Raw genomic sequence first — 23,609 nt, 5'->3', positions numbered from 1 at the left:
TCGTTACCCTCAGCGAAGCAGCAGGAGCGCCCAGAAGGCGGCGGTGAGAACGACGCCAAGGACCGGGCACAGGATCGACCACAGGCGGTTGGCCTGCAGTTCGAAACCGGCACCGACGTCGAGGAAGAAGTGGCGGATGCCGCTCGCCATGTGGCTGAAGAACGCCCACGAGATGCCCACGAGCACCAGATAGCCGATCGGCGTCGTCATCGCCCACGCGAAGGTCGCATAGGAGGCCGGGCCTCCGGCGAGCGCGCCCAGCCACCACAGCAGCACGGCGAGGCCGGCGAATGCCATGCCGTCACCGGTGACGCGGTGGAGGATCGACACGAACATGTGCGGGCCCCACTTCCAGATCTGGAGGTGCGGCGAGAGCGGACGGTTCTTGGTCCCGGCGTTTGCCATGGCGCTTACGAATCCCCTTGCCTGCGGCAGTGTCATGAACTGCCCTATTGCATGCCCCCTTAGACAAATCGCCGCATGGTGCAAGTTCTGCGGCGCAACATCTGCGTGGTGGACTGGTCTATCTGACAGGTGAGCCGTAAAGCATCGCGCATGAGTCGCACCTCCCTGGCTATCGCGCTGGCTGCCCTGACGGCCGCTGCCCCGTTCACCGCTCACGCCGCCGAGCGGGGCGCGGTGTCGCCTGCAACGCTCGCCAAGGCTTGCGAGGGCAAGGACGAATGGGCCGATCCCGCCCCCCCTGCCCGCATTTTCGCGAACACGTGGTACGTGGGCACCTGCGGCATTTCCGCGGTTCTGGTGACGGGTGACAAGGGGCATGTGCTGGTCGATGCGGGCGTGACCAGGGCAGCCCCGCTGGTGCTGGCCAACATACGCCGCGCCGGGTTCGACCCGAAGGACGTGCGCTGGATCGTCGCCAGCCACGAGCACTTCGACCATGTCGGCGCCCTTGCCGCACTGCAGCAAGCGACGGGTGCAAAAGTTGCAGCCCTGCTCGCGCAGAAAGCGGCTCTTGCCAGCGGCAAGCCCAGCGCCGACGACCCGCAGTTCACAGGGCTTGACCCGATCGCGCCGGTCCGCGTCGATCGCGTGCTGAAGGATGGAGATACCGTCACTGTCGGCAATCTGGTGCTGACCGCCCATGCAACGCCAGTGCACGCTCCGGGCTCGACCAGCTGGACGTGGACGTCCTGCGCGCCCAAGCTGGGCTGCCGCAAGATCGCCTATGCGGACAGCTCTTCGACGATCTCGTCGGACGGCTACCGCTTCACCGATCACCCGCAGCGTGTGGCGGCGATCCGCAAGGGCCTGCCGGTGATGGCCGCCCTGCCCTGCGATATCCTGCTCACCCCGCACCCCAGTCAGAGCGAGATGATGGAGCGTTTCGCCGGAAAGAAGCCGCTCGCCGATAAGAACGCCTGCCGCGCTTATGCAAAGGCCGCCGAGGGGCGCCTTGCCCAGCGTCTTGCCAAGGAATCCGCCAAGTGAGCTGGAAAGTCACCGTCTTCGCCGCCCGACCGATCATTGAGGCCGCGCTCGTCGCGCACGAAGACGCTTGGGACTGGGACCACGAAATCGTCCTGTCCGGCCGCGAGGTCGCCGAGGACCAGCCCGAGGACTGGGTTCTCGAAGCCTGGCTCGACCGCAAGCCCGGCAAGGCCGACAAGGCCGCGATCACTGCTCTGTTCACCGACACCAAGCCCAAGCTGATCGTCGAGGAACTGCCCGAGACCGACTGGCTGGTCGCCAGCCAGGAAGGGCTCGAACCGATCCGCGCGGGCCGCTTCCACGTCCACACCCCCGACCACCCGGCGGCGGACGAACCGGGTGTGTTCGATTTCGCGATCCCCGCCAGCCAGGCTTTCGGCACCGGCCACCACGCCACCACTGCCGGATGCCTCGCGATGCTGACGCATATGAAGGCGCAGGGCCTTGTCGTGCGCAATTGTGCCGACATCGGCACCGGCACCGGCCTGCTCGCCTTCGCCGCGCTTTCCCTGTGGCCGCGCACGCTGGCCACCGCGAGCGACATCGACGCCGTCTGCGTCGATGTGGTCGAGGACAATGCCAAAGCCAACGGCGTGACCATGGGCGCACGGCGCGGCGAACTGGTGATGACGGTGGCGGACGGCATGGCCCATCCGGTGCTGGAGGCGCGCGGGCCTTACGACCTGATCCTCGCCAACATCCTCGCCGGACCGCTGGTCAGCCTCGCGCCCGATTTCGGCAAGTCGCTGGTTCCGGGCGGGCACCTGCTGCTGGCGGGCCTGCTGGAAACACAGGAAGCCGCCGTGCGGGCCGCATGCCGCAAGGCGGGCCTGCGCCTCGCCGCGCGCATGGTCAACGGCGACTGGTCGATCCTGTGGATGCGCAAGCGGGGGCGTTAACGCGCGCCCGCCCGCAATCTCAAACCGGCAACAGTTCCAGCCCCTGCACCACGCGACTGCGCCGCAGCATCGCGGCCTGTGCGTCGCGTGAGATCGGCCGATCGAAGGCGAAGCCGATACGGTCCTTGACCACCCAGCGCACGGTGCCGCGCACCGGCGGATAATCGTCCACCACGAAGCTGAAGCACTGCCCCGCAGCCACGCCCGCCCGCTCGATAACGAACTGGCAGCCGTCCGAGGTCACGTGCCGCGCCACGGCGGAAGCATGCGTCGACAGCTTGCGGCGGCTCTGCACGTTTACCTCTCTTGAGCAATGGATTTGGCGTGGAGGTAAAGGTAATTAACACTGGTAAACGGTCGGTAAAGATTTGGCGGCTGTATCGATTGCATTTTCATGAAATTTTTCCCGGAAATATGTAAAACATCGTAAACGCGCATTAACCAACCGCGATTGCCTCAAGTTAAGGTTTAATACGCAGAATAGACAACGACAGGGGGTTGGCAGACAGCTTTTACGAGGCCAACCATGGAAGACGTTAAGAACGACCGTCCGACGGTCATCACCGGTCCGCTCGGCGAGCCGATGAGCATCGACAGCCTGCCGCCGCCCAACACTTCGCGCTGGGTGGTTCGCAGGAAGGCTGAAGTGGTCGCCGCAGTCAGCGGTGGACTGCTCACTATCGCAGAAGCCTGCGAACGCTACGATCTGACGCTCGAGGAGCTTGCCTCCTGGCAGCGCTCGATCGAACGGGAGGGGATGGCTGGCCTGCGCGCCACGCGCGTCCAGCATTACCGACAGGTGCACGAGCGCCGCGGTCGCTACAGTTGAGCCTATCGCGCTGCGGTATCCCCCTGCACGTCGCGCGTAGCTGAAAAGCATCCTAGGCCAGCCTTTTGAGGCCGGCCTTCCGGCCCTCCCGTTCGCGGGAGGGCTTTGCTTTGCCTCATCCCGCCGCGCGAACGATCTCGGCCCATTCCTCTTCGCTGAGCACGCGGATCCCCAGTTCGGCTGCCTTCTTCAGCTTAGAGCCCGCGCCCGGCCCCGCCACCAGGATATCCGTCTTCGGCGAGACCGAGCCCGCAGCCTTGGCGCCCAGCCGCTCGGCCTGCGCCTTGGCCTCATCCCGGCTCATCGTCTCCAGCTTGCCGGTGAACACCACGGTCTTGCCCGAGACCTCGCTTTCCTTCGTCTCGACGACGTAAGGCGGCGGCGACACTTCGCTCAACAGATCGTCCCAGACGGCACGGTTGTGCTCTTCGTGGAAGAAGTCGCCCAGCGCCTCGACCACTACCGGCCCAACGCCATCGATCGAGATCAGTTCAGCATAAGCGTCGCTGGCGGCCTTCACTTCTTCCTCGCCCTGCTTGACCTGCGCCTGCTCGGCGAGCGTGCGCAGTTCGGGAAGCGTGGTAAAGCGCTTGAGCAGATCGCGCGCGGTCACGGCCCCGACGTGGCGGATGCCTAGGCCGAACAGCAGCCGTGCGGCGTCGGGCTGGCGCTTGCTTTCCACAGCAGCCAACAGGTTGTCCACAGACTTGTCCTTCCACCCTTCGAGGGCGAGAATTTCCTCGCGGCGCTTGCGCAGGCGGAAAATATCGGCCGGACTTTCGAGCCAGCCGGCCTTGAAGAACTCGTCGATGGTCTTCTCCCCCAGCCCCTCGATGTCGAGCGCGGCCCGGCTGACGAAGTGCTTCAGGCGCTCGGTCCGCTGCGCCGGGCAGATCAGGCCACCAGTGCAGCGCACGTCCACCTCGCCCTCGGCCGCAACCGCCTCCGAACCACATTCAGGGCAATGATCGGGGAAGACGTAAGGTTCGCACTCCTCCTCGCGTGAGAGGTTGTCCACGACCTGCGGAATGACGTCACCCGCACGCTGCAGCACCACCCGGTCACCCGGCCGCACGCCGAGACGCGCGATCTCATCGCGGTTGTGGAGCGTGACGTTAGTGACCGTCACACCGCCGACCAGCACCGGCTTCAGGCGCCCTACCGGCGTCAGCTTGCCCGTGCGACCGACCTGAATATCGATCGATTCCAGCGTGGTTTCCGCGCGCTCTGCAGGGAACTTGTGCGCCATGCCCCAACGCGGCGCCTTGGCGACGAAGCCCAGCCGCTGCTGCCAGTCGAGCCGGTCCACCTTGTAGACCACGCCGTCGATCTCGAACGGCAGCGCAGCGCGGCCATCGCGAATGGCGCGGTAGGCGGCCAGCATCTCGTCGAGCGAATGACACTGGCGGAACTGCGGCGAAACCGGCAGCCCCCACGATTCGATGCGGCGGATAACCTCATGCTGGCTCGCGCCCGGCACATGGCTGGCGGCGCCCCAACCGTGCGCCCAGAAGCGCAAGGGGCGCTTCGCGGTGACGCTGGCATCCTTCTGGCGCAGCGAGCCGGCGGCAGCGTTACGCGGGTTGGCGAACTGGCGGACCTTGCTGTCGTCGAACGCCTCGCCCTTGCTTTCGGCGAGCGCGCGCGCCTCGTCCATCAGTTGCGTGTTGAGGGCAAGGAAGGCGCCCTTCTCCATGTAGACTTCACCGCGAACCTCGAAGACCTCAGGAATGTCCTCGCCCTTCAGGTCCTGCACGATGTCGGCGATGTGGGCGACGTTGGCGGTGACGTCCTCGCCCACCTGCCCGTCACCGCGCGTGGCGGCGCGCACCAGCCTGCCGTGCTCGTAGCGCAGCGAGCAGGAAAGGCCGTCGATCTTGTCCTCGGCCGTCACGACGAGCGGCTCGTCGGCAGGCAGCGACAGGAAGCGCCGCACGCGGGCGAGGAATTCGCCGACTTCCTCATCGGTGAAGGCGTTGTCGAGGCTCATCATGCGAACCTCGTGCGTCACCTTGCCCAGCGGCGAGGCGGCGATCTCGTGACCTACCTTGTTGCTGGGCGAATCTGGCCGGATCAGATGCGGAAACGCCGCTTCCAGCTCGGCGTTGCGCCGCACCAGCGCGTCGTACTCGCCATCGGTAATCTCCGGTGCGTCCTCGGCATGATAGAGCCGGTTGGCGCGGCTGATCTGACGGGCAAGCCGCATGAGTTCATTGGCGGCTTCGGCTTCGTTCGGGGAATCGGCAGTCATGGTTTGCGCTATGCAACGTTGCGCGGGCCGGGACCAGCCTGCTGCTTAGGCTCGCACCAGCAGGCGGTCCGCCTGCGCGCGCGCCTCGTCCGTCACTTGGGCACCGGATAGCATTCGGGCGATCTCCTCCTTGCGCTCGGCATCGGTCAGCGGCGTTACCGAAGTGCGCGTAACGGTGCCCTGGCTGGACTTGGCGATCATGTAGTGCCGGTCGCCCCGCGCCGCGACTTGCGGGGAGTGCGTCACCGCCAGCAGTTGCCCGCTGGAGGCGAGGCGCGAGAGGCGTTCACCGATGGCATCAGCCACCGCGCCGCCGACGCCGCGGTCGATCTCGTCGAAGATCACCGTGGCCGCGCCGCCCTCCTCGGCCAGCGCGACTTTCAATGCGAGGATGAACCGCGACAGTTCGCCGCCGCTGGCGATCTTGCCGAGCGGCGCGAAATCGGAGCCGGGGTTGGTGCTGATAAGGAATTCGACGGCGTCCATGCCCGAAGCGCCCCAGCGCTCCTCGGGCAGGCGCACAACCGAAGTCTGGAAGCGCGCGGCGTCCAGCTTGAGCGGCGCCAGTTCGGTCGCCACCGCCGCGTCGAGCTTCTTCGCGGCCGCCCGGCGCAGGTCATGCAGCGCGCCCGCCTTCTCGCGATAGACAAGCCCTGCTTTCTGCGCGGCCCTTTCCAGTTCGACGATATGCTCGTTCCCGCCTTCGATGTCGTCGAGCGCGCCGCGCATCTCGGCCATCTTCGCGGGCAGGTCGTCGACCTGGCAGGCATGTTTGCGGGCAGCGGCGCGAAGGTCGAACAGGCGCGTCTCGATGCGGTCGAGCTCGGCGGGGTCGAAAGCCAGCGCCTCGGCCGCCTTGTCGAGCTTGTCCTCCGCCTCGCCCGCCTCGATCACGGCGCGGTCCAGCGCGGCAAGCGCCTCGGCGAGCAGTTCGTGCTCGCCCGCTATGCGGTCGAGCCGGCGAGCCGCGCCGCGCAGATTGGCGATGGCCGAATCGGAACCCGTCCACAGGTGCTGCAGGGCCGAGAGATCGTCGGCCAGCTTCTCCCCCTTCTGCATGTCGGCCCGCGCGCCCGCGAGTTCGTCCTCCTCGCCCGCTACCGGCGCGAGCGCGGTCAGTTCGGCCAGGTGAGCCTGCAGCAGGTCCTGATCCTCGGCGGCACGCGCGACGCGCTCCCGCGCGAGATCGAGTGCGTCCTGCGCGGTGCGCCAGTCCTTCCATGCGGCTTCCACGCCCGCCACTTCACCGCCCGCGAAACGATCGAGCAGGGCGCGATGGCCGCGGGCGTTGACGAGGCCGCGATCGTCATGCTGGCCGTGGATCTCCACCAGCGCGGGCGCGACCTCGCGCAGCAGGGCGACGCTTACGCTCTGGTCGTTGAGGAAGGCTTTCGAACCGCCATCGGCCTTGAGCTGGCGCTTGAGGATGAGCGGCTCACCCGGTTCGATCTCGAGCCCGGCGTCGTCGATCGTCGCCAGCACGGAGGCGGGCAGCGCCGAGGCATCGAAGCTGGCGGTGACGCTGGCCCGATCCTCTCCCCCGCGCACGAGCCCGCTGTCCGCCCGATTGCCGAGCACGAGGCCCAGCGCATCGAGCAGGATGGACTTGCCCGCGCCGGTTTCACCGGTGAGGACGCCGAGGCCACGAGCAAAATCGAGGTCAAGCGCCTCGATCAGCACGATGTTGCGAATGGAAAGCCGGCTAAGCATGTTCGCGAAGCGTTCTAGCGGATGCGTGAACGCCCGTCACCCCGCTTCGCGCGCGTCCGGGACGATTGCCGACTTCGGTTACCAGCCCAGACTATCGGCCCCGATCACCAGCCTGTGCCGCCGCTAAGGTAATGCGCGACGAGCGCGGCCCAGACGGCGACGAAGATAGCGACAATGGCAAGAAGCTCGGGACGCCAGGTCCGCGACTGCGCGGCATCGACGCGAATGTCGGGCTCGAACGGAAAATCGTGCTTCATGTCCATGGTTTCTGCGACCTATCCCAGCCTGTCGGCGGTATCCGGCTTTATCCGGGTTCCCTTTATGCAGGCCCACCTTAATTGGTAAAAAACACCATAAGGACAATCTGCGCGACTGAGAAATTACTTAAGGTTCACAGTGCAAACGATTTAAGCGATTTTTCTGATCAGACCGTTGGAAAAAGTTCCCTGCCCCGCGAAATAAATTTGCCCCCGCATCGCCGAAGCGGTGCGGGGGCAAGGTTTGCAGGCAGAGTTCAGAATGCGGACTTGATGGTAAAGCCCCAGGTGCGCGGATCGCCCGGCAGGCCCGCGATGAGGCCGGTGTTGCCCGGGCCGACCATCAGCTGTTCGAAGTAGTTTTCGTCGAAGGCATTGCGCACCCAGCCGTAGACGTCGAACCCGTTCTCCGTGCGGAAGCCGGCACGGAAGTTGTGCAGGCTGTAGCCGTCGATCCAGGTGTAGGCCGAGGGCGACGGGTTCGACGAGAAGTTCGAACGCACCGAACCGTCGTAACCGAAGTAGACCTCACCCTCCTTGCCGAGCAGCTTGGCCGGGGTGTTGGCCTCAGCGCCGAACGAGAACGAGAACTTTGAGACGCCCGGCAGGCGCTGGCCGGAAATGTCGCAATTCTCGGGGCTGATGCCGCTCGGCGTGCCCGGCGCGTCGGGCATCTGCCCGGCGATGGCGGTAGTGCCGCCGGAAAGCTCGGGCGGGCATGGCGCGTCCGTGAACTTGCGATAGGTCGCGTCGGTGTAGGCGCCATTAACGTAGGCGTTGAAGCGCTCGCTCGGACGGACCGAGAAGTCCGCCTCGACACCCTGCGAGCGCACCGCGCCCGCGTTGGCAAGATAGCCGCGCAGAACGCCGTACTGGCCGTTGTTCACGTTGGCCTGATAGTTGGCGATGTCGGTACGGAAGATCGAGACGTTGAGCGTGGCCTTGCGGTCCCAGAACTGGGTCTTGATGCCCGCTTCGTAATGGTGGACCGATTCCGGCTTCACCGTCGCGGTCGCGAGGATCGGGTTGTTGCTGCCGTCCACCGGCACACCGTTCTGGTTGATGCCGCCTGACTTAAAACTCTTGGCGTACGTCGCATAGACCAGCACGTCCGGCGCCACCTTGTAGCTGGCGGTGAAGTCGTAGCTGAAGTTCCAGTCGCTGAACTCGGGCGAGATTTCCTGAGGAGTATAGATCGCCAGCTGTGCAGTCTTGCGGATATTGCTGATGCCGTCGTTCAGCAGCAGTTCGTCGCCCTGCCCGTCGAACACGCGGCGCTGGTAGTAGCCTTCCTTCTTGTCGTAGTTGAGGCGCACGCCGGGCTGCAGGGTCAGTTCGGGCGTGATGTGCCAGCTCAGCTGGCCATAGAGCGCGGCACTGGTATTCTTGAGGTATTGCGTGTTGTAGGCGACAAGGCCGTCAAGCACGGTCGGATCGCAGGCAAGCCGGTTCGATGCGCTCGAACCGCAGCCCGACGACCCCGGCGGGACGGCGGCGACGCTGCCCGGGTTAATGCTCCAGCGACTCGCAGCCGAACCTTGGGCCTCGGTGCCCTGCGTGTCGATGCGCTGGTAGAAGCCGAAAGCGCCGACGACGAAATCGATCTTGTCGCTGCTGTAGTTGTAGCGCAGTTCCTGCGTGTACTGATCCTGCTGCGAAGGGTTCTGCGACAGCGCGACGATCGGCAGGCCGGTGAAATCGCGGTCGTTGGACGGGTCCCAGTCCCAGAAGCGCCATGCGGTGATCGAGGTCAGGGTGCCCTCGCCCAGTTCCCACTTCACGCGCAGCGAAGCGCCGCCGATCTTGTTCTTCGCCTTGAGTGGGGTGTCGAGGTCGGTCAGGCGATCGAACGGGTTGCGGCTGACGGGCTGGTAACCTTGAGCGGCCGCAAGCGCCTCGAACTGGCGGTTGATGGCGCGCTGGGTGGCGCCGGTGCGCACGTAGACCGATCCGCAGCAATTGGCGTCCTGCGCGCTGAAGTCGCCGGCCAGCGTGACGTCGATGGTCTCGGTCGGCTTCCACAGCAGCTGGCCGCGCAGGCCGAGGTTGTCCTGGCTCTGGATCCACTGGTCGGTGGTCACGTTGTAGATCGTGCCGCGACGGCTGGTGGACGACACCGCGATGCGCGCCGCGAGGTTCTCGGTCAGCGGGCCGGAGATCGCCGCCTTGGCCTGCTTGAAATTGTAGTTGCCGATGGAGACTTCGGCCTTTCCCTCGAAATCGAAGGTCGGCTGGTTGGTCGTGATGTTGATCGCGCCGGCCGTGGTGTTCTTGCCATAAAGCGTGCCTTGCGGCCCGCGCAGGACCTCGATCTGGGCGACGTCGAGGAAGTCGAACGTCGCCGAGGCCACGCGCGAATTGTAGACGTCATCGACATAGATGCCGACGCCCTGCTCGATACCATCGTTGGTCAGGCCGAACGGAACGCCGAGGCCACGAATGTTGACGGCGGTGTTGCGCGGGTTCGAGGAATAATACTGAAGCGTCGGCGTCAGCTGCTGCAGGCGGCCGACGTTGAAAGAGCCGGTCGAGTCGATGTGCTCCCCACCGACGACGGAAATTGCGAGCGGCACTTCCTGGCTCGATTCCTGACGGCGACGCGCGGTTGCCAGAATGTCGTCGCCGCGATCATGCGCGCCGGTGCCTACCGAGGTCGGGGCCTGCTCGTCGTCAGCGCCCGCGGCGGTCGGGGCAGCGGTCGCGGCAGCGGGCGCAGCGTCCTCGGCATGCGCCGCAGAGAAGCCGAGCGCCGCCGAAGCGAGTACGGTGGTGGCCAGAAGAGTCTGGCGGACGAACGAAGTCATTATTCAAATCCTTTGTCAGGGAATTGAATGCATCCGGCGATCCGGTGTGCACCTGGTCGGCCTGCCCCCTCTCAGGGCCGGCAGGTATGGCTCGAGGGCCTGCCGGCAGCGCTTCGTGGTCGAATGCGCGGCTTGCAGGTCCGACCGGGAAGGGTCATGGAGAGTTGCGGTCGCACCGCACGGCCCCTCATATGACTTTTCCTCCAGGCCGTTTCGCCTCTTGTTGAGCTTTTCTAATCTCAACTGAATTGGTGGACAATAGACTTCAGCTATCAGGCGCTAAAGCGAAACTGTGCGGCGACGAGGTGAGGTATCGCGGCAGCGTGTCATGCACGCACAACAACGGCGCGCATCGCGATGCGCGCCGTTGAGTGATTTTCGTAATATGGGATGTCTCCCCCTCCCCGAGCACGCTCGGAGAGGATCGGGAGGTCAGGCCGCGACGTCCTGCGGCGCGTGCTTTTCCATCAGCTTGTAGGCGCGGCTGTACCAGTCGCTGTTGGGATAGTTGTGCTCGAGAACCGCGGCAGCCTTCTGCGCCTCTTCGGGGATGCCCATCGAGAGGTAGCCTTCGACAAGGCGATAGAGCGCCTCGGGCGTGTGGCTGGTGGTCTGGAAGTTATCGACCACGTTGCGGAAGCGCAGCGTCGCCGCCAGCCACTTGCCGCTGCGCTCGTAGGAGCGGCCGATGGTCATTTCCTTGCCCGCGAGGTGATCGTTGACGAGGTCGATCTTGAGCTGCGCATCACGCGCATAGGTGGTGCCGGGGTAGCGGCGCATCACGTCGGTCAGTGCCTGCTTGGCCTGCTGCGTGGTCTTCTGATCGCGCGTGACGTCGCTGATCTGCTCGTAGTAGCAGATCGAGATCAGGTAATAAGCGTAAGGCGCGTCCTTGTTACCCGGGTGGATCGACAGGAAGCGCTGCGCCGACTGGATCGCCTTGTTGTAATCGCGCGCGGCGTAATAGCTGAACGCGCTCATCAGCTGTGCGCGGCGCGCCCAGGGCGAATAAGGGTGCTGCCGCTCCACTTCGTCGAACAGCGCTGCGGCCTGCTTGGTGCGACCGGTTTCGAGGCGTTGCTGGGCCGCCGCGTAGAGCGTGTCCACGTCGCGCGCGACGTAGGCGGTATCGCGGTTCTTCGCGCGTCCCCCGCAACCGGCAGTGAGAACGATCGCCCCGGTAGCGGCGGCGAGGATGGCGGTCTTGAGCGACGAGCGTGCGAACATGGGACGGGTCTATAGCCAGCGCTTCGCTGAACGCCAAGTGAAGTTGCGCGAGAGTGGACAGCGCAATTGTCGCAGCGCGTTGCAGGCGCTAGCGTCGGACCATGGCCGGCAGCAGCGATCTCTATTCCCCGATGATGTCCGACGCCCTGGTGATCCTGGGCGCGGCGGGCATCGTCATCCCGGTGTTCAACCGTTTCCGCATCACGCCGGTCATCGGCTTCATCCTGGTCGGCCTGCTGGTCGGCCCGTTCGGCCTTGGCCGCCACGTGTTCGACCATCGCTGGCTGCACTACGTGACCATCACGGACCCCGACGGGCTGGATATTTTCGCCGAATTCGGCATCATCCTGCTGCTGTTCTCGATCGGCCTCGAACTGTCGTTCGCCCGCTTGTGGGAGATGCGGCGCATGGTCTTCGGGCTCGGATCGCTCGAACTGATCGTCATCGCCGCGTCGCTGACCTTCATCCTCGCCGCGATCGGCCAGAGCTTCTCCGGCGCCATGGCGCTGGGCCTTGCCCTGGCCCTGTCCTCCACCGCGCTCGTGCTCAAGATCACCGAGACGACCACCCCGGTCGGCAAGGCCGCACTGGCGATGCTGCTGTTCGAGGACATCGCGCTCGTCCCCATCATCTTCCTGCTCGGCGCCCTCGGCCCGCATACCGGTGACGGCGTCAGCGACCTGCTCAACACCCTGCTGTGGGGCACCGTGGTCGTCGGCAGCCTGTTGATTTTCGGCCGCTACCTTCTGCCCCCGCTCTTTGCGCAGGCGGCCCGTACCAAGAGCCCCGAGCTGTTCCTTGCCGCCAGCCTGCTGGTGGTGATCGTCGCCTCTCTGGCGACTGCCGCCGCAGGGCTTTCCCCGATCGTCGGAGCCCTCGTCGCAGGACTGCTGATCGCCGAGACCGAGTACCATTCCGAGGTCGAACAGATCACGGAGCCCTTCAAGGGCCTCGCTCTCGGCGTTTTCCTCATCACCATCGGCATGAGCATCGACCTTTACGTCGTATGGGAAAACCTTGCCTCGATCCTGATCGCGACGGTCGTGGTGATCGTGCTCAAATCGGTGGTGACCGGCGTGATGCTGCGGGTGATGGGCGCCCGGCGCGGCACCGCGACCGAGGCGGGCATCCTCATGTCGAGCCCATCGGAGACCACGCTGATCGTGCTCACGGCGGCCAGCACCGCCCAGCTCATCCAGCCCGGAACCGCGCAGTTCTGGCAGATCGTCACCGCGCTCGGCCTCACCGTGACGCCGCTCCTGGCGATGGCCGGCAAGGTCATGGGCAAGCGCGTGGACGGGGCCGAGACACCGCACCGCCCCGCCGACGACGGCAGCAGGCCGCGCACGCTGATCGTCGGTTTCGGCCGCGTCGGCCACCTCGTCGCGGACATGCTGACCCGTCACGGACGGCCCTACCTCGCCATCGACAGCGATGCCGATCTCGTCGCGCACGGGCGGCGCCTGGGCTATTCGGTGGCTTTCGGCAATGCCGGGCGCGGCGATGCGCTGTTGCGCCTGGGCGCAGCCGATTCGGCCGCGGTGATCCTGACCATGGACGAACCCGTCACCGCCCAGCGCATCGTCCGTAAGCTGCGCGTGCAGTTCCCTGAGCTGCCGATCCTCGCCCGCGCCCGCGATGCCGACCACGCCGCCCAGCTCTACCGCGCCGGAGCCAGCTACGCCGTTCCCGAAACGCTCGAAAGCTCGCTGCAGCTGTCGGAAGCGGCGCTGGTCGAAACCGGCGTGGCGATGGGGCCGATCATCGCCTCGATCCACGAAAAGCGCGACGAATTCCGCGAGATGATCATGGAGCGAGGCGGCCTTTCTGAGAAACCCTCGCTGAAGTCCGGACAACTGCGCGAGGTCCAAAAGGCCTAGGGAATCGCCACCTCGGCGCCGCTTTTGACCCGGTCGAGCGCGACGAGCGTGCGAAAGCTCGCCACCCATTCGTGGTCGGAAAACAACCGCCGCGTCAGCACTTCGTAGGCACGCATGTCCTCCGTCACGACCACCAGCACGAAGCTGGTCCCCCCGGTCGTGTAGTAGCACTGCTGCACTTCGGGGGTTTCCCGGAACAGTGCCTTGGCGCGGTCTATGCTGGCCGTCCGCTCATCGCGCAGGAAGACCTCGACGATTGCGGTAACCGTCAGCGAAAGCGCCGCCGGATCGACCAGGGCGACGTTTCCCGCGATCACGCCCGATTGCTCCAGCGCCGCGATACGCCTCTGCACCGCCGCCGCCGAGAGGTTCACCGCCTCGCCTATCATGCGCTGCGGCGTCTTGTTGTCGCGCTGCAGGATACGCAGGATTTCACGGTCGAAACCATCGAGCGGGGCAGTCTTCTTGGGCATATGCGAGTTTTTGTTGCGTTTCGCTGCCAAATCAAGAGCGCACAACCCGATCGCCCGGTGATATTCGCCCATACCATACAACGGCACTCAACGGCACTCACCATGACCACCGGCACTGCAATTCGAACCGATACCACTCTCACCGGCGTGCTGTGCGGCATGGGCGCGGGCGCCTTGTGGGGTCTGGTGTTCCTCGCCCCCGAACTGGCCAGGAGCTTCTCTCCGCTGCAACTGAGCGTCGGCCGCTATCTGTGCTACGGCGTCGCCTCGGCGCTCCTGATCGCACCGCGCCGCCGCGAGGTCTTCGCAGCGCTCACTCGCCGCGAATGGTGGAGCCTTGCCTGGCTCGCCCTGCTCGGCAACACCGCCTACTTCGTCTTCCTTGCCAGCGCCGTACAGTCGGGCGGCGTCGCCATGACTTCGCTCGTGATCGGGTTCCTGCCGGTCGCCGTCACCATCGTCGGCAGCCGCGACCGGAACGCGGTGTCACTGCATCGACTCGCCCCCTCGCTGCTGCTCTGCGCAGGGGGTGCCGTGTGCATCGGCTGGCAGGCCCTCGCCGCACCCGTTTCAGGCTCGGCAACCACGCAGCTGACCGGCCTCGGCTGCGCGATCGGCGCCCTTGCCGCCTGGACCACGTTCGCGATCCTCAATGCGCGCTGCCTCGCCCGCACCAGGGTTTCGGTCCACGAGTGGAACCTGCTTACCGGCCTCGCCACCGGCGCGCAGGCGCTGCTCCTCCTCCCCGTCTCGCTCGTGCTGGAGGACTGGAGGCGTCCGGCCCACGAATGGCTCACGTTCGCGTCGGTGTGCATCGCCGTCGCCCTGTTCGCCTCGATCTTCGGCAATGCGCTGTGGAACCGGATGAGCCGCACGCTGCCGCTCACCCTCGTCGGCCAGATGATCCTGTTCGAGACGCTGTTCGCGCTGATCTACGGATTCGCCTGGGAACGCAGGCTGCCGACGGCAATGGAACTGGCGGCCTTCGGGCTCGTGGTGGCAAGCGTGATCACCTGCCTTTCGGCACATCGCGGCAATGGCGCGCAGGCATCCGCAAGCTCGGGATGACCCATCGACAAGCTCAGGATGAGCGGGGGATCGTATGAACTCTCAAACCCCTTCAGGCTGAGCCTGTCGAAGCCACCGGCGCTTCACACCCTCGGCTCGAACACCGACCAGCCGGTGCGCTGCACCAGTCGCTCCAGCGCCAGTTGCCCCAGATGCGAGTTGCCGGCCTCGTTCAACCCCGGCGACCAGACAGCGATACTGGCGATTCCGGGCGCGACCGACAGGATACCGCCACCGACGCCCGACTTGCCCGGCAGACCGATGCGATACGCGAAGTCGCCCGAATTGTCGTAGTGCCCGCAGGACATCATCAGCGCATTGATGCGCCGTGCCCGCTTGCTCGTCACGACGCGGTGGACGCCGGGTTCATTGGCGATCCGCCCGTCTCCCATCAGGAAACGCCCGGCCATCGCCAGTTGCCGGCAGCTCATCGCGAGCGCGCAGAAATGGAAGTACGTACCCAGCACCAGCTCCACGTCGCCATGGATATTCCCGAAGGCGCGCATGTAGTTGGCCAGCGCCATGTTGCGAAAGCCGGTTTCCTGCTCGGCTCGCGCGACCGCTTCGTCAATGCGGATGGTATCGTCGTCGCCCGCCAGTTCACGAACGAACCGCAGCATCTGCCCGATCGCCTCGCGCGGCTGCAGCCGGCCCAGCAGCACGTCGCACACGACGATGGCCCCGGCATTGATAAACGGATTGCGCGGAATGCCGTGCTCGGTCTCCAGCTGGACGATCGAGTTGAACGCGCTGCCGGAAGGCTCCCTTCCGACGCGATGCCAGAGCTGGTCGCCTACCGCGCCAAGCGCCAGCGTTAGCGCAAAGACCTTGGAGATCGACTGGATCGAGAACGCCTCGTCCGCATCGCCTGCCGCGTGGACCGTCCCGTCAGCCATGACCACGGCGATGCCGAACTTGCCCACCGGCACCGAAGCCAGCGGCGGAATGTACGAGGCGACAGTGCCGCGTTCGGTCTCGGCCAGCATTTCCTCGGCGATTTCGACGACGATTTCGGCAAGGTCAGTCACGCAGCCGCCCCTTCGCCGCAAGCCGCGCTGCCCATGCCGCGGCGACAAACCACAAGCCGAACGCGCTCCAGAACAGAATATACGGCAGCGCCGAAAACAAGACCGGATACAAGACCGCGCGCCAGAACGGCCAGATCGCGAAGATCAACGCAAGAATCGCCATGGCCGGGTAATCGTCCACCGCATTTCCGAAACGCGCCAGGCGCCATTTCCTCGCGCGATGGAGCAACCCGGGCGCCCAGAGACTGAAGGCAATCACCAAAAAGAACGGCGCAGCCAACAGGCTGACCGGAACGTAGAGGAATTCAGGTGGAATCATGTCGTTGAAGCAGGCGTCGAAAGCCTCGGAAAACGTATACACACGCCCGCCGCAATCCCGCTCATGCTTCACCTGAGCGCCAAATATCCCGACCCAAGGCGCGACAAGGAACATCAGAACACCGAAAACGGCGGCGTGATGCCGCCACCGTTCCGGTATCGCGGTGATCACCCCGCCAGCGCCGCCTTGACCGCCGCGATGGCCTCGGCAGCCTTGTCGCCGTCCGGACCGCCGCCCTGCGCCATGTCGGCACGGCCGCCGCCGCCCTTGCCGCCCAGCGCCTCGACGCCCTTGCGGACGAGTTCGACCGCGCTGACGGTGCCGGTGAGATCCTCGGTGACGGCGGCGGCGATGCTCGCCTTGCCCTCGTTCACCGCGACGATCGCCGCCACGCCCGAGCCCAGGCGCTGCTTGGCCTGATCGAGCAATCCGCGCAGTTCCTTGGGGTCCAGCCCTTCGAGCACCTGGCCTGAGAACTTGACGCCGTTCACCTCCTCGTCGGCCGCCTCGGCCTTCGCACCGCCACCGCCAAGGGCGAGAGCCTTCTTTGCCTCGGCCAGTTCACGCTCCAGCTTGCGGCGCTCGTCGAGCAGCGCGGCAACGCGGGCTTCCACGTCCTCCGGCGTCGTGCGCAGCAGGCTGGCGGCATTCTTCAGCGCATCCTCACGGCCGACCAGCCACTGACGCGCGCCCTCGCCGGTCATCGCCTCGATGCGGCGCACGCCCGAGGAGACGGCGCTTTCCGAAACGATGCGGAAAACGCCGATGTCGCCGGTGGCGCGCACGTGCGTGCCACCACAAAGCTCGACCGAATACGTGCGGTCGCCCGAGTTGCGGCCCATCGAGAGCACGCGCACTTCGTCACCGTACTTCTCGCCGAACAGCGCCATCGCACCTGCCCCGATGGCGTCTTCCGGCGTCATCAGGCGGGTGAGCACAGCCTCGTTGGCGCGGACTTCGGCGTTCACCTCGGCCTCGATCGCGGCGATGTCCTCTTCGGACAATGCCTTGGGATGCGAGAAGTCGAAGCGCAGGCGATCGGCCGCGACGAGCGAGCCCTTCTGCGTGACATGATCGCCCAGACGGTTGCGAAGCGCCGCATGCAGCAGGTGAGTGGCCGAGTGATTGGCGCGCACGGCGTCACGGCGCTCGACATCGACCGCCATGGAAACGGCATCGCCGACCTTGATCGTGCCCGCTTCGACCGTGCCATTCATCGCGTGCAGGCGGCCGAGCGGCTTGGCTGTGTCGGTCACGTCGATCTTGAGGCCACCGGCACCCGAGATAATGCCGCGATCACCTTCCTGACCACCTGATTCGCCGTAGAACGGGGTCTGGTTGGTGAGCACGACGACCGCGTCGCCCGCGCTCGCGGACTGGACTTCCTTGCCGTCCTTGACCAGCGCGACGACCTGACCTTCGCCGGTGGTCGAGGTGTAGCCGGTGAACTCGCTGGCGCCTTCGCGCTCGGCGATGTCGAACCACACTTCGCTGTCGGCGGCCTGGCCCGAGCCCTTCCACGCAGCGCGCGCGGCTGCCTTCTGCTGCGCCATGGCCGCGTCGAAACCGGCCTTGTCGACCGCGATGCCCCGCGAACGCAGCGCGTCTTCGGTCAGATCGTATGGGAAGCCGTAAGTATCGTAGAGCTTGAACGCGGTCTCGCCCGGAAGCTCACCGCCCTCGCCCATACCAGCGGTCGCCTCGTCGAGCAGCTTGATGCCGTTCGACAGGGTGCGGCGGAACTGGATTTCCTCGCGCTCCAGGGTCTCTTCAATCAGCGGCTGCGCGCGGCCGAGTTCGGGATAGGCCTGGCCCATTTCGGCGACCAGCGCGGGCACCAGACGGTGCATCAACGGATCCTTCGCACCAAGCAGGTGCGCATGGCGCATGGCCCGCCGCATGATGCGGCGCAGGACGTAGCCGCGGCCCTCGTTCGAAGGCAGCACGCCGTCGGCCAGCAGGAAGCTGGTGGAGCGCAGGTGGTCGGCGATCACGCGGTGGCTGGCGCGGCTGTCACCCTCGGCGGCAACGCCGGTCAGGCTTTCGGACGCGGCGATCAGCGCCCTGAAGGTGTCGATGTCGTAGTTGTCATGCACTCCCTGCATGACGGCGGAGATGCGCTCCAGCCCCATGCCGGTGTCGATCGAGGGCTTGGGCAGGTTGCCGACGATCTCGCCCGCCGACTGCTCGAACTGCATGAACACGAGGTTCCAGATCTCGATGAAGCGGTCGCCGTCCTCTTCCGGCGATCCCGGAGGGCCGCCCCAGATGTGGTCGCCATGGTCGAAGAAGATTTCCGAGCACGGACCGCACGGGCCTTCGTCACCCATCGCCCAGAAGTTGTCCTTCGTGGGGATGCGGATGATCTTCTGCTCCGGCAGCCCCGCGACCTTCTTCCACAGATCGAACGCCTCGTCGTCCGTGTGATAGACGGTGACCAGCAGCTTCTCGACCGGCAGGCCCCATTCCTTCGTCAGCAGCGTCCACGCATGGGTGATCGCCTGCTCCTTGAAGTAATCGCCGAACGAGAAATTGCCGAGCATTTCGAAGAATGTGTGATGGCGCGCGGTGTAGCCGACGTTGTCGAGATCGTTGTGCTTGCCGCCCGCACGAACGCACTTCTGCGAGGACGTCGCGCGCGGCGTGGCGCGGGTCTCGAGGCCGGTGAACACGTTCTTGAACGGCACCATGCCCGCATTGACGAACATCAGCGTCGGATCGTTGTAAGGAACGAGCGGCGCGGACTGCACGGCCTCATGACCATTGCTGGCGAAGTAGTCGAGGAAGGACCGGCGGATGTCGTTCGTAGTCTGCATGATTTGGGCCGATAATGGACACCGCGCGCGGCGGCAAGCGGGAGTCTGCGGTCAGACTGGTCGGGAATTGCGATGATACGCCGGTTTTTGCACCATAGTGGCGGGTGGGTTACGGAAGAAGGGAAGATGAAGTAGGGGAGCATAGCCCCCCTGCACCCCCATTACCTGTCGTCGTCGTGCGTGCAGCGGCGTTGAGTCCGCATTGAAGCGCCACAGGCTATGTGAGTTTTGAAGGCGGCTTCGCCGCAGGAAAACGAAGCGCTGTGCTATCCTTCGCAGACCAAGGCTGCTGCAAGGCGCCAGGCCGACATTCCCGGGAGCGCGAGGGTGTTAACCCTCGCATTTCCCCTTAAACCTCTTCCCAAACAAAAAGCCCCGACATTCCTGCCGGGGCCTTTCGCTCTATCAGTTGTCGTCTTCCTCGGAAGGCCCGACCATCATCTCCTCGGCCAGACCGTCGGTCTTGGCGCGGATTGCCTTTTCAAGGCGGTCGCAGACTTCGGGGTTGGTCTTGAGGTAGGTCTTGGCGTTCTCACGCCCTTGTCCGATGCGGATCGAATCGTAGCTGAACCAAGCACCCGATTTCTCGACGATGCCCGCCTTGACCCCAAGGTCGAGTATTTCACCGATCTTTGAGACGCCTTCGCCGTACATGATGTCGAATTCGACCTGCTTGAACGGCGGGGCGACCTTGTTCTTGACGATCTTGACGCGGGTGGCGTTGCCGACGACTTCGTCGCGGTCCTTGATCGCGCCGGTGCGGCGGATGTCAAGGCGGACCGAGGCGTAGAATTTGAGCGCGTTGCCGCCCGTGGTCGTTTCCGGGTTGCCGTACATCACGCCGATCTTCATGCGCAACTGGTTGATGAAGATCACCATGCAGCGCGAGCGGCTGATCGAGCCGGTCAGCTTGCGCAGCGACTGGCTCATCAGGCGGGCCTGGAGGCCGACGTGGCTGTCACCCATCTCGCCTTCGATTTCGGCGCGGGGAACGAGGGCGGCAACCGAGTCGACGACCAGCACGTCGATCGCGTTCGAGCGCACGAGCGTATCGACGATTTCCAGCGCCTGTTCACCGGTATCCGGCTGCGACACGATCAGTTCGTCGATGTTGACGCCCAGCTTCTTGGCATAGACCGGGTCGAGCGCGTGTTCGGCGTCGATGAAAGCGGCAGTGCCGCCGGTCTTCTGCGCTTCGGCGATGCAGTGCAGCGCCAGCGTGGTCTTGCCCGAGCTTTCCGGACCGTAGATCTCGATCACGCGGCCGCGCGGCAGGCCGCCGACGCCCAGCGCGATGTCGAGACCCAGCGAACCGGTCGAGATCGCCTCAACCTGCATCGCTTCCTTCGAGCCCAGCTTCATCGCAGAGCCCTTGCCGAACGCACGGTCGATCTGCGCAAGTGCGGCTTCGAGCGCCTTTTGACGGTCCATTGCGTCCTTTTCCTTGCCTTCCTGGATCAGCTTGAGCTGAGCAGCCATGTCACTACCCTCCTGCTACCGGCGTGACCGGAAAGGTCAACGTCATTGCAGGACGTGTATCCACTTTGTTCCCCGTGAACAAGAGGAGAACTTCGGCGGATTTCCGTTTTTTAACGTGCTGCGGTCTGCGCCAGAACTTCCCCGACTTTTTCGGAGAGCTGCTGGACCGAGAACGGCTTGGGCATAAACCAGGCGTTGGCGATGCCGATCTGCTTGCGCAGCTGCTCCTCCGCGTAGCCGGACATGAACAGCACCGGCAGGTCGGGCGCGAAGCGGCGAATCTCGCGCGCCATGGCCGGACCGTCGAGCGTGGGCATGACGACGTCGGAGACGACGAGGTCGAACTGGCCGCCCTCTTCCACCAGTTCGAGGCCCTCTTCGCCGTCGCGCGCGCAGGTGACCTTGTAGCCCTGGCGGGTGAGCGCGCGCTCGGCGACGATGCGGACCGGGTCCTCGTCCTCGACCAGCAGGATCGAACCGCCGCCCGCCCACTGCGTCGGCGGCGGAGTGGGGGCGATGATCGCCTTCTCAGGCAGGCTGCCGGGGGTCGCGTGATGGACCGGGAGGTAGACGGTGAAGCGCGTCCCCTTACCCGGATCGCTCTCGGCGAAGATGAAGCCGCCGGACTGCTTGACGATGCCGTAGACCGTCGAGAGGCCGAGGCCGGTGCCCTTGCCCTGCTCCTTGGTGGTGAAGAACGGCTCGAAGATCTTGCCGAGGATTTCGGGCGGGATGCCGCCGCCGGTGTCCTCGACGATTAGCGCGGTATACTCACCCGCCGGGATGATCTCGGAGCGCATCGCGCGCACGTCGGTGGTGGTGATGCGGCGGGTGGCGAGGGTCAGCCTGCCCGCGCCGTCGCCGCGCGACTGCATGGCGTCACGGGCGTTGACGCAGAGGTTGACGATGACCTGCTCCAGCTGCGTCGGGTCGGCGCGGACGGGGCCGAGATCACGGTCGTGCGTGACGGCAAGCTGGATCTTCTCCCCGATGAGGCGGCGCAGCATCTGCGAGACGTCGGCCACGACGTCGGGCACCTGAATCACCTCGGGCCGCAGGGTCTGCTGGCGCGAGAAGGCGAGCAGCTGGCGGGTCAGCGAAGCGGCACGATTGGAGTTTGCGCGGATCTGCTGGATGTCGTCATAGTCCGAATCGCCCGGCGTATGGCGCATCAGCATGAGATCGCAGGTGCCGAGGATCGCGGTGAGCACATTGTTGAAATCGTGCGCGACGCCGCCCGCAAGCTGGCCGACCGCCTGCATCTTGGTGGCCTGCGCAACCTGGCGCTTGAGGCGCATTTCCTCGGAGGTATCGGTAAGGCCGAGCAGCACGGCGGCGTCACCAAGACCGCGCACGCCCGCGAGGCTGAGCGAGACGGGGTCGTCCGACTGGCTGGTCAGGCGGATCGCGAGGTCTCCCGCCGCCGCCGGGCCTTGGGCGAAGCGGCGGATCGCCTCGGACAGCGCGCGCTTGTCGTCCTTGACCACGAGGTCGGTAGGGTAAGTCGGCGGCTCCTGCCCTTCGTGGCCGGCGGCGCGCATGAAGGCGGGGTTGGCGAAGAGCAGGCGCCCGTCGCGGTCGGCCATGGCGAGGCCGAGCGGCAACTGGCTGAGCAGCGCTTCCAGATGCGGGGCGGAGCCGGTGCCACCGCCTCCGGTGCCGATGCCCTGCGAGGCTTCGACGACGAGCATCAGCGACGGGGTGGTGTTGGGGTCGGCCTCGTCGGTACGGTCGGGGTCGGTGACGGGGACGTGGTAGAGCACCAGCGCGCCGCCGCGCCCGCCGTCGCGTGCCCAGCCGATGCGCTCGCCCTCTTCCTGGCCGAGCAGGGCGACGAAATCGGCGCCGGTCATGTCGGCATGGGCATCGCCGGTGGCGCGCAGGGCGAAACCGGCGCTGGCGGCGCGGATGGTGCCGTCTGGATCGACGAGGGCGGCGGCGATGCCCGCCTTGGCGAGACCGCGCCCGAGCTTGCCGTCGAGTTGCGCGACGAGTTCGCCTACCGGGTCGCTCGATCCCACGGCGCTGATGCGCCAGACGAGGAAGTCGTCGCCCCGGCCGGTGCGGCGCACGTCTGCGCGCCAGTGGACGCCGTCCTCGTTGGCGATCTCGGCGGTGCCGTGGCCGTCGCGCCAGGCGCGGCGGGTAGCTTCGGCGAGGCGTTCCAGCGAGGCGGGCAGGACGGGCAGGCTGGGCGGCGCGGCGGCGGGGCCGAACCAGTTCTCGAAGCAGGAATTGGCGCAAGTCAGGCGCCCGGCACGGTCGGTGACGGCGATCGCCATGTCCGGGCGCTCGATCCCGGCGACGGTGACCGACCAGTCGGGCTGGGCGAATTCGACCTCGGCGGCGGGCACGCGGCGGCGGGCGAGCGTCCATGCACCTGCCCCGAACACGAGGATTGCGGCAAGGAACGTGCCCATCAGCAGCACGTCGCCCGAGACGATCCAGACCAGCACGGCGCTCAGAAGCAGGGCTCCGACGACGACGAGGACGTCAGTGCGCAGTCCGGGGCGCTGTAGACTGGAATTCATGCGGGGGTTTCCGTCGGGGTTTCGATGCGCTCTCTCTTCGGCCGCAGGCGGCGGGCGCGGTGCTTGTGGCCGATCCACCAGCGCCAGAACCACAAGGTCAGGAAATAGCTGACGAAAGCGGCGATCACCGACTGGATGAACAGGCCGATCACGACGGCGGGCGCGGTGTCGGAGAGCAGCCAGTGCCACCACTGCTGGAACCCGGCGCCCTCGCGCACCATCGCGTTCACGGTGGCGATGTCGGCGTGGTAGCCGAAGCTGTTGCCGATCGAGACCGCGAGCGGAAGGATGATCAGCAGCGTCGTGAACGGGTTGGAGATGAAAGTCACCGCCGCCGCCAGCGGGATGTTGCCGCGAAACGGCACGCACATCAGCGCCGCGCCGACGATCTGGACGCCCGGGATCAGCGCAAAGATGCCGATGAACATGCCCACCGCCATGCCGCGCGGGACCGAGCGGCGGGTGAAGCGGAACAGTTCCTGCCGCCGCGCGAAAGGCGCAGTGAAGCGGTTGCCCTCAAGCTGGGCGTGGGTCGGCATCTGGCGATGCAGCCACACGGACAGGCGGTGGAGGAGTGCGCTCATCC

The 23,609-nt window shown here is 65.9% G+C and carries 19 protein-coding genes; 5 read left to right on the top strand and 14 right to left on the bottom strand.

Annotated features, from left to right (window positions below):
- Window positions 1–9: 9 nt before the first annotated feature.
- Window positions 10–405, bottom strand: a complete 396-nt coding sequence (gene sdhC, locus ACODRZ_RS05865) for a succinate dehydrogenase, cytochrome b556 subunit (protein ID WP_008831297.1) — start codon at window positions 403–405, stop codon at window positions 10–12.
- Window positions 406–555: 150 nt separating this feature from the next.
- On the opposite strand from sdhC, the gene bla reads away from it, so the two are divergent.
- Window positions 556–1,452, top strand: a complete 897-nt coding sequence (bla, locus tag ACODRZ_RS05860; protein ID WP_488969771.1) for a subclass B3 metallo-beta-lactamase — start codon at window positions 556–558, stop codon at window positions 1,450–1,452.
- Complete coding sequence (locus ACODRZ_RS05855; protein ID WP_488969772.1) at window positions 1,449–2,351, top strand: 50S ribosomal protein L11 methyltransferase; 903 nt, start codon at window positions 1,449–1,451, stop codon at window positions 2,349–2,351. Before bla ends, ACODRZ_RS05855 begins: the two co-directional genes overlap by 4 nt.
- A gap of 19 nt (window positions 2,352–2,370) precedes the next feature.
- Here the strand turns inward: ACODRZ_RS05855 and ACODRZ_RS05850 are convergent, their stop codons facing one another.
- Entirely contained in the window at window positions 2,371–2,646 is a 276-nt protein-coding gene (locus ACODRZ_RS05850; protein ID WP_488969773.1) for a PilZ domain-containing protein, read from the bottom strand.
- Window positions 2,647–2,877: 231 nt separating this feature from the next.
- Between ACODRZ_RS05850 and sciP the strand changes: the two genes are divergently transcribed.
- Window positions 2,878–3,180 carry a CtrA inhibitor SciP gene (sciP, locus tag ACODRZ_RS05845; protein WP_008831293.1) on the top strand — a complete coding sequence of 101 codons (303 nt, stop codon included), beginning with the start codon at window positions 2,878–2,880 and terminating at the stop codon, window positions 3,178–3,180.
- Between the two features lie 115 nt (window positions 3,181–3,295).
- On the opposite strand, the gene ligA is transcribed toward sciP, so the two are convergent.
- The 5 genes from ligA to ACODRZ_RS05820 all read right to left on the bottom strand — a co-directional run bounded on the left by ligA (window position 3,296) and on the right by ACODRZ_RS05820 (window position 11,429).
- Complete coding sequence (ligA, locus tag ACODRZ_RS05840) at window positions 3,296–5,431, bottom strand: NAD-dependent DNA ligase LigA (protein WP_488969774.1); 2,136 nt, start codon at window positions 5,429–5,431, stop codon at window positions 3,296–3,298.
- A 45-nt stretch (window positions 5,432–5,476) separates the two neighbouring features.
- Window positions 5,477–7,141: a DNA repair protein RecN gene (gene recN, locus ACODRZ_RS05835; protein WP_488969775.1), complete on the bottom strand. Its 1,665-nt coding sequence runs from the start codon at window positions 7,139–7,141 to the stop codon at window positions 5,477–5,479.
- A 104-nt stretch (window positions 7,142–7,245) separates the two neighbouring features.
- Entirely contained in the window at window positions 7,246–7,398 is a 153-nt protein-coding gene (locus tag ACODRZ_RS05830; protein WP_488969776.1) for a hypothetical protein, read from the bottom strand.
- 257 nt (window positions 7,399–7,655) lie between these two features.
- Window positions 7,656–10,202, bottom strand: a complete 2,547-nt coding sequence (locus tag ACODRZ_RS05825) for a TonB-dependent receptor (RefSeq protein WP_488969777.1) — start codon at window positions 10,200–10,202, stop codon at window positions 7,656–7,658.
- 432 nt (window positions 10,203–10,634) lie between these two features.
- Complete coding sequence (locus tag ACODRZ_RS05820) at window positions 10,635–11,429, bottom strand: outer membrane protein assembly factor BamD (RefSeq protein WP_488969778.1); 795 nt, start codon at window positions 11,427–11,429, stop codon at window positions 10,635–10,637.
- Between the two features lie 101 nt (window positions 11,430–11,530).
- Here ACODRZ_RS05820 and ACODRZ_RS05815 point away from each other — a divergent pair, with 101 nt between their 5' ends.
- The gene (locus tag ACODRZ_RS05815; RefSeq protein ID WP_488969779.1) at window positions 11,531–13,309 is read left to right on the top strand and encodes a cation:proton antiporter domain-containing protein; all 1,779 of its coding nucleotides are present in this window, start codon (window positions 11,531–11,533) and stop codon (window positions 13,307–13,309) included.
- Here ACODRZ_RS05815 and ACODRZ_RS05810 read toward each other — a convergent pair.
- Complete coding sequence (locus tag ACODRZ_RS05810; protein ID WP_488969780.1) at window positions 13,306–13,782, bottom strand: Lrp/AsnC family transcriptional regulator; 477 nt, start codon at window positions 13,780–13,782, stop codon at window positions 13,306–13,308. The genes ACODRZ_RS05815 and ACODRZ_RS05810 overlap by 4 nt on opposite strands.
- Before the next feature lie 102 nt (window positions 13,783–13,884).
- Between ACODRZ_RS05810 and ACODRZ_RS05805 the strand changes: the two genes are divergently transcribed.
- Window positions 13,885–14,850 (top strand): DMT family transporter, encoded by a 966-nt coding sequence (locus ACODRZ_RS05805; RefSeq protein WP_488969781.1) that lies wholly within the window; start codon window positions 13,885–13,887, stop codon window positions 14,848–14,850.
- An 83-nt stretch (window positions 14,851–14,933) separates the two neighbouring features.
- Here the strand turns inward: ACODRZ_RS05805 and ACODRZ_RS05800 are convergent, their stop codons facing one another.
- The 6 genes from ACODRZ_RS05800 to ACODRZ_RS05775 all read right to left on the bottom strand — a co-directional run bounded on the left by ACODRZ_RS05800 (window position 14,934) and on the right by ACODRZ_RS05775 (window position 23,607).
- A complete protein-coding gene (locus tag ACODRZ_RS05800) occupies window positions 14,934–15,878 on the bottom strand; it encodes a glutaminase (protein ID WP_488969782.1) in 945 nt (314 codons plus the stop codon).
- Window positions 15,871–16,368: a hypothetical protein gene (locus ACODRZ_RS05795; protein WP_488969783.1), complete on the bottom strand. Its 498-nt coding sequence runs from the start codon at window positions 16,366–16,368 to the stop codon at window positions 15,871–15,873. The genes ACODRZ_RS05800 and ACODRZ_RS05795 overlap by 8 nt, the downstream gene beginning before the upstream one ends.
- Entirely contained in the window at window positions 16,365–19,013 is a 2,649-nt protein-coding gene (gene alaS / locus ACODRZ_RS05790; RefSeq protein WP_488969784.1) for an alanine--tRNA ligase, read from the bottom strand. Before alaS ends, ACODRZ_RS05795 begins: the two co-directional genes overlap by 4 nt.
- 405 nt (window positions 19,014–19,418) lie before the next feature.
- The gene (recA, locus tag ACODRZ_RS05785; RefSeq protein ID WP_488969785.1) at window positions 19,419–20,492 is read right to left on the bottom strand and encodes a recombinase RecA; all 1,074 of its coding nucleotides are present in this window, start codon (window positions 20,490–20,492) and stop codon (window positions 19,419–19,421) included.
- A gap of 110 nt (window positions 20,493–20,602) precedes the next feature.
- Complete coding sequence (locus tag ACODRZ_RS05780) at window positions 20,603–23,023, bottom strand: hybrid sensor histidine kinase/response regulator (RefSeq protein WP_488969786.1); 2,421 nt, start codon at window positions 23,021–23,023, stop codon at window positions 20,603–20,605.
- On the bottom strand, window positions 23,020–23,607 hold the full coding sequence (locus ACODRZ_RS05775; RefSeq protein WP_488969787.1) for a DUF2062 domain-containing protein: 588 nt from the start codon (window positions 23,605–23,607) through the stop codon (window positions 23,020–23,022). Before ACODRZ_RS05775 ends, ACODRZ_RS05780 begins: the two co-directional genes overlap by 4 nt.
- Window positions 23,608–23,609 lie beyond the last annotated feature (2 nt).

This window comes from Novosphingobium sp. FG90 (assembly GCF_057808725.1).
This window is presented reverse-complemented; position numbering and strand designations above follow the sequence as displayed.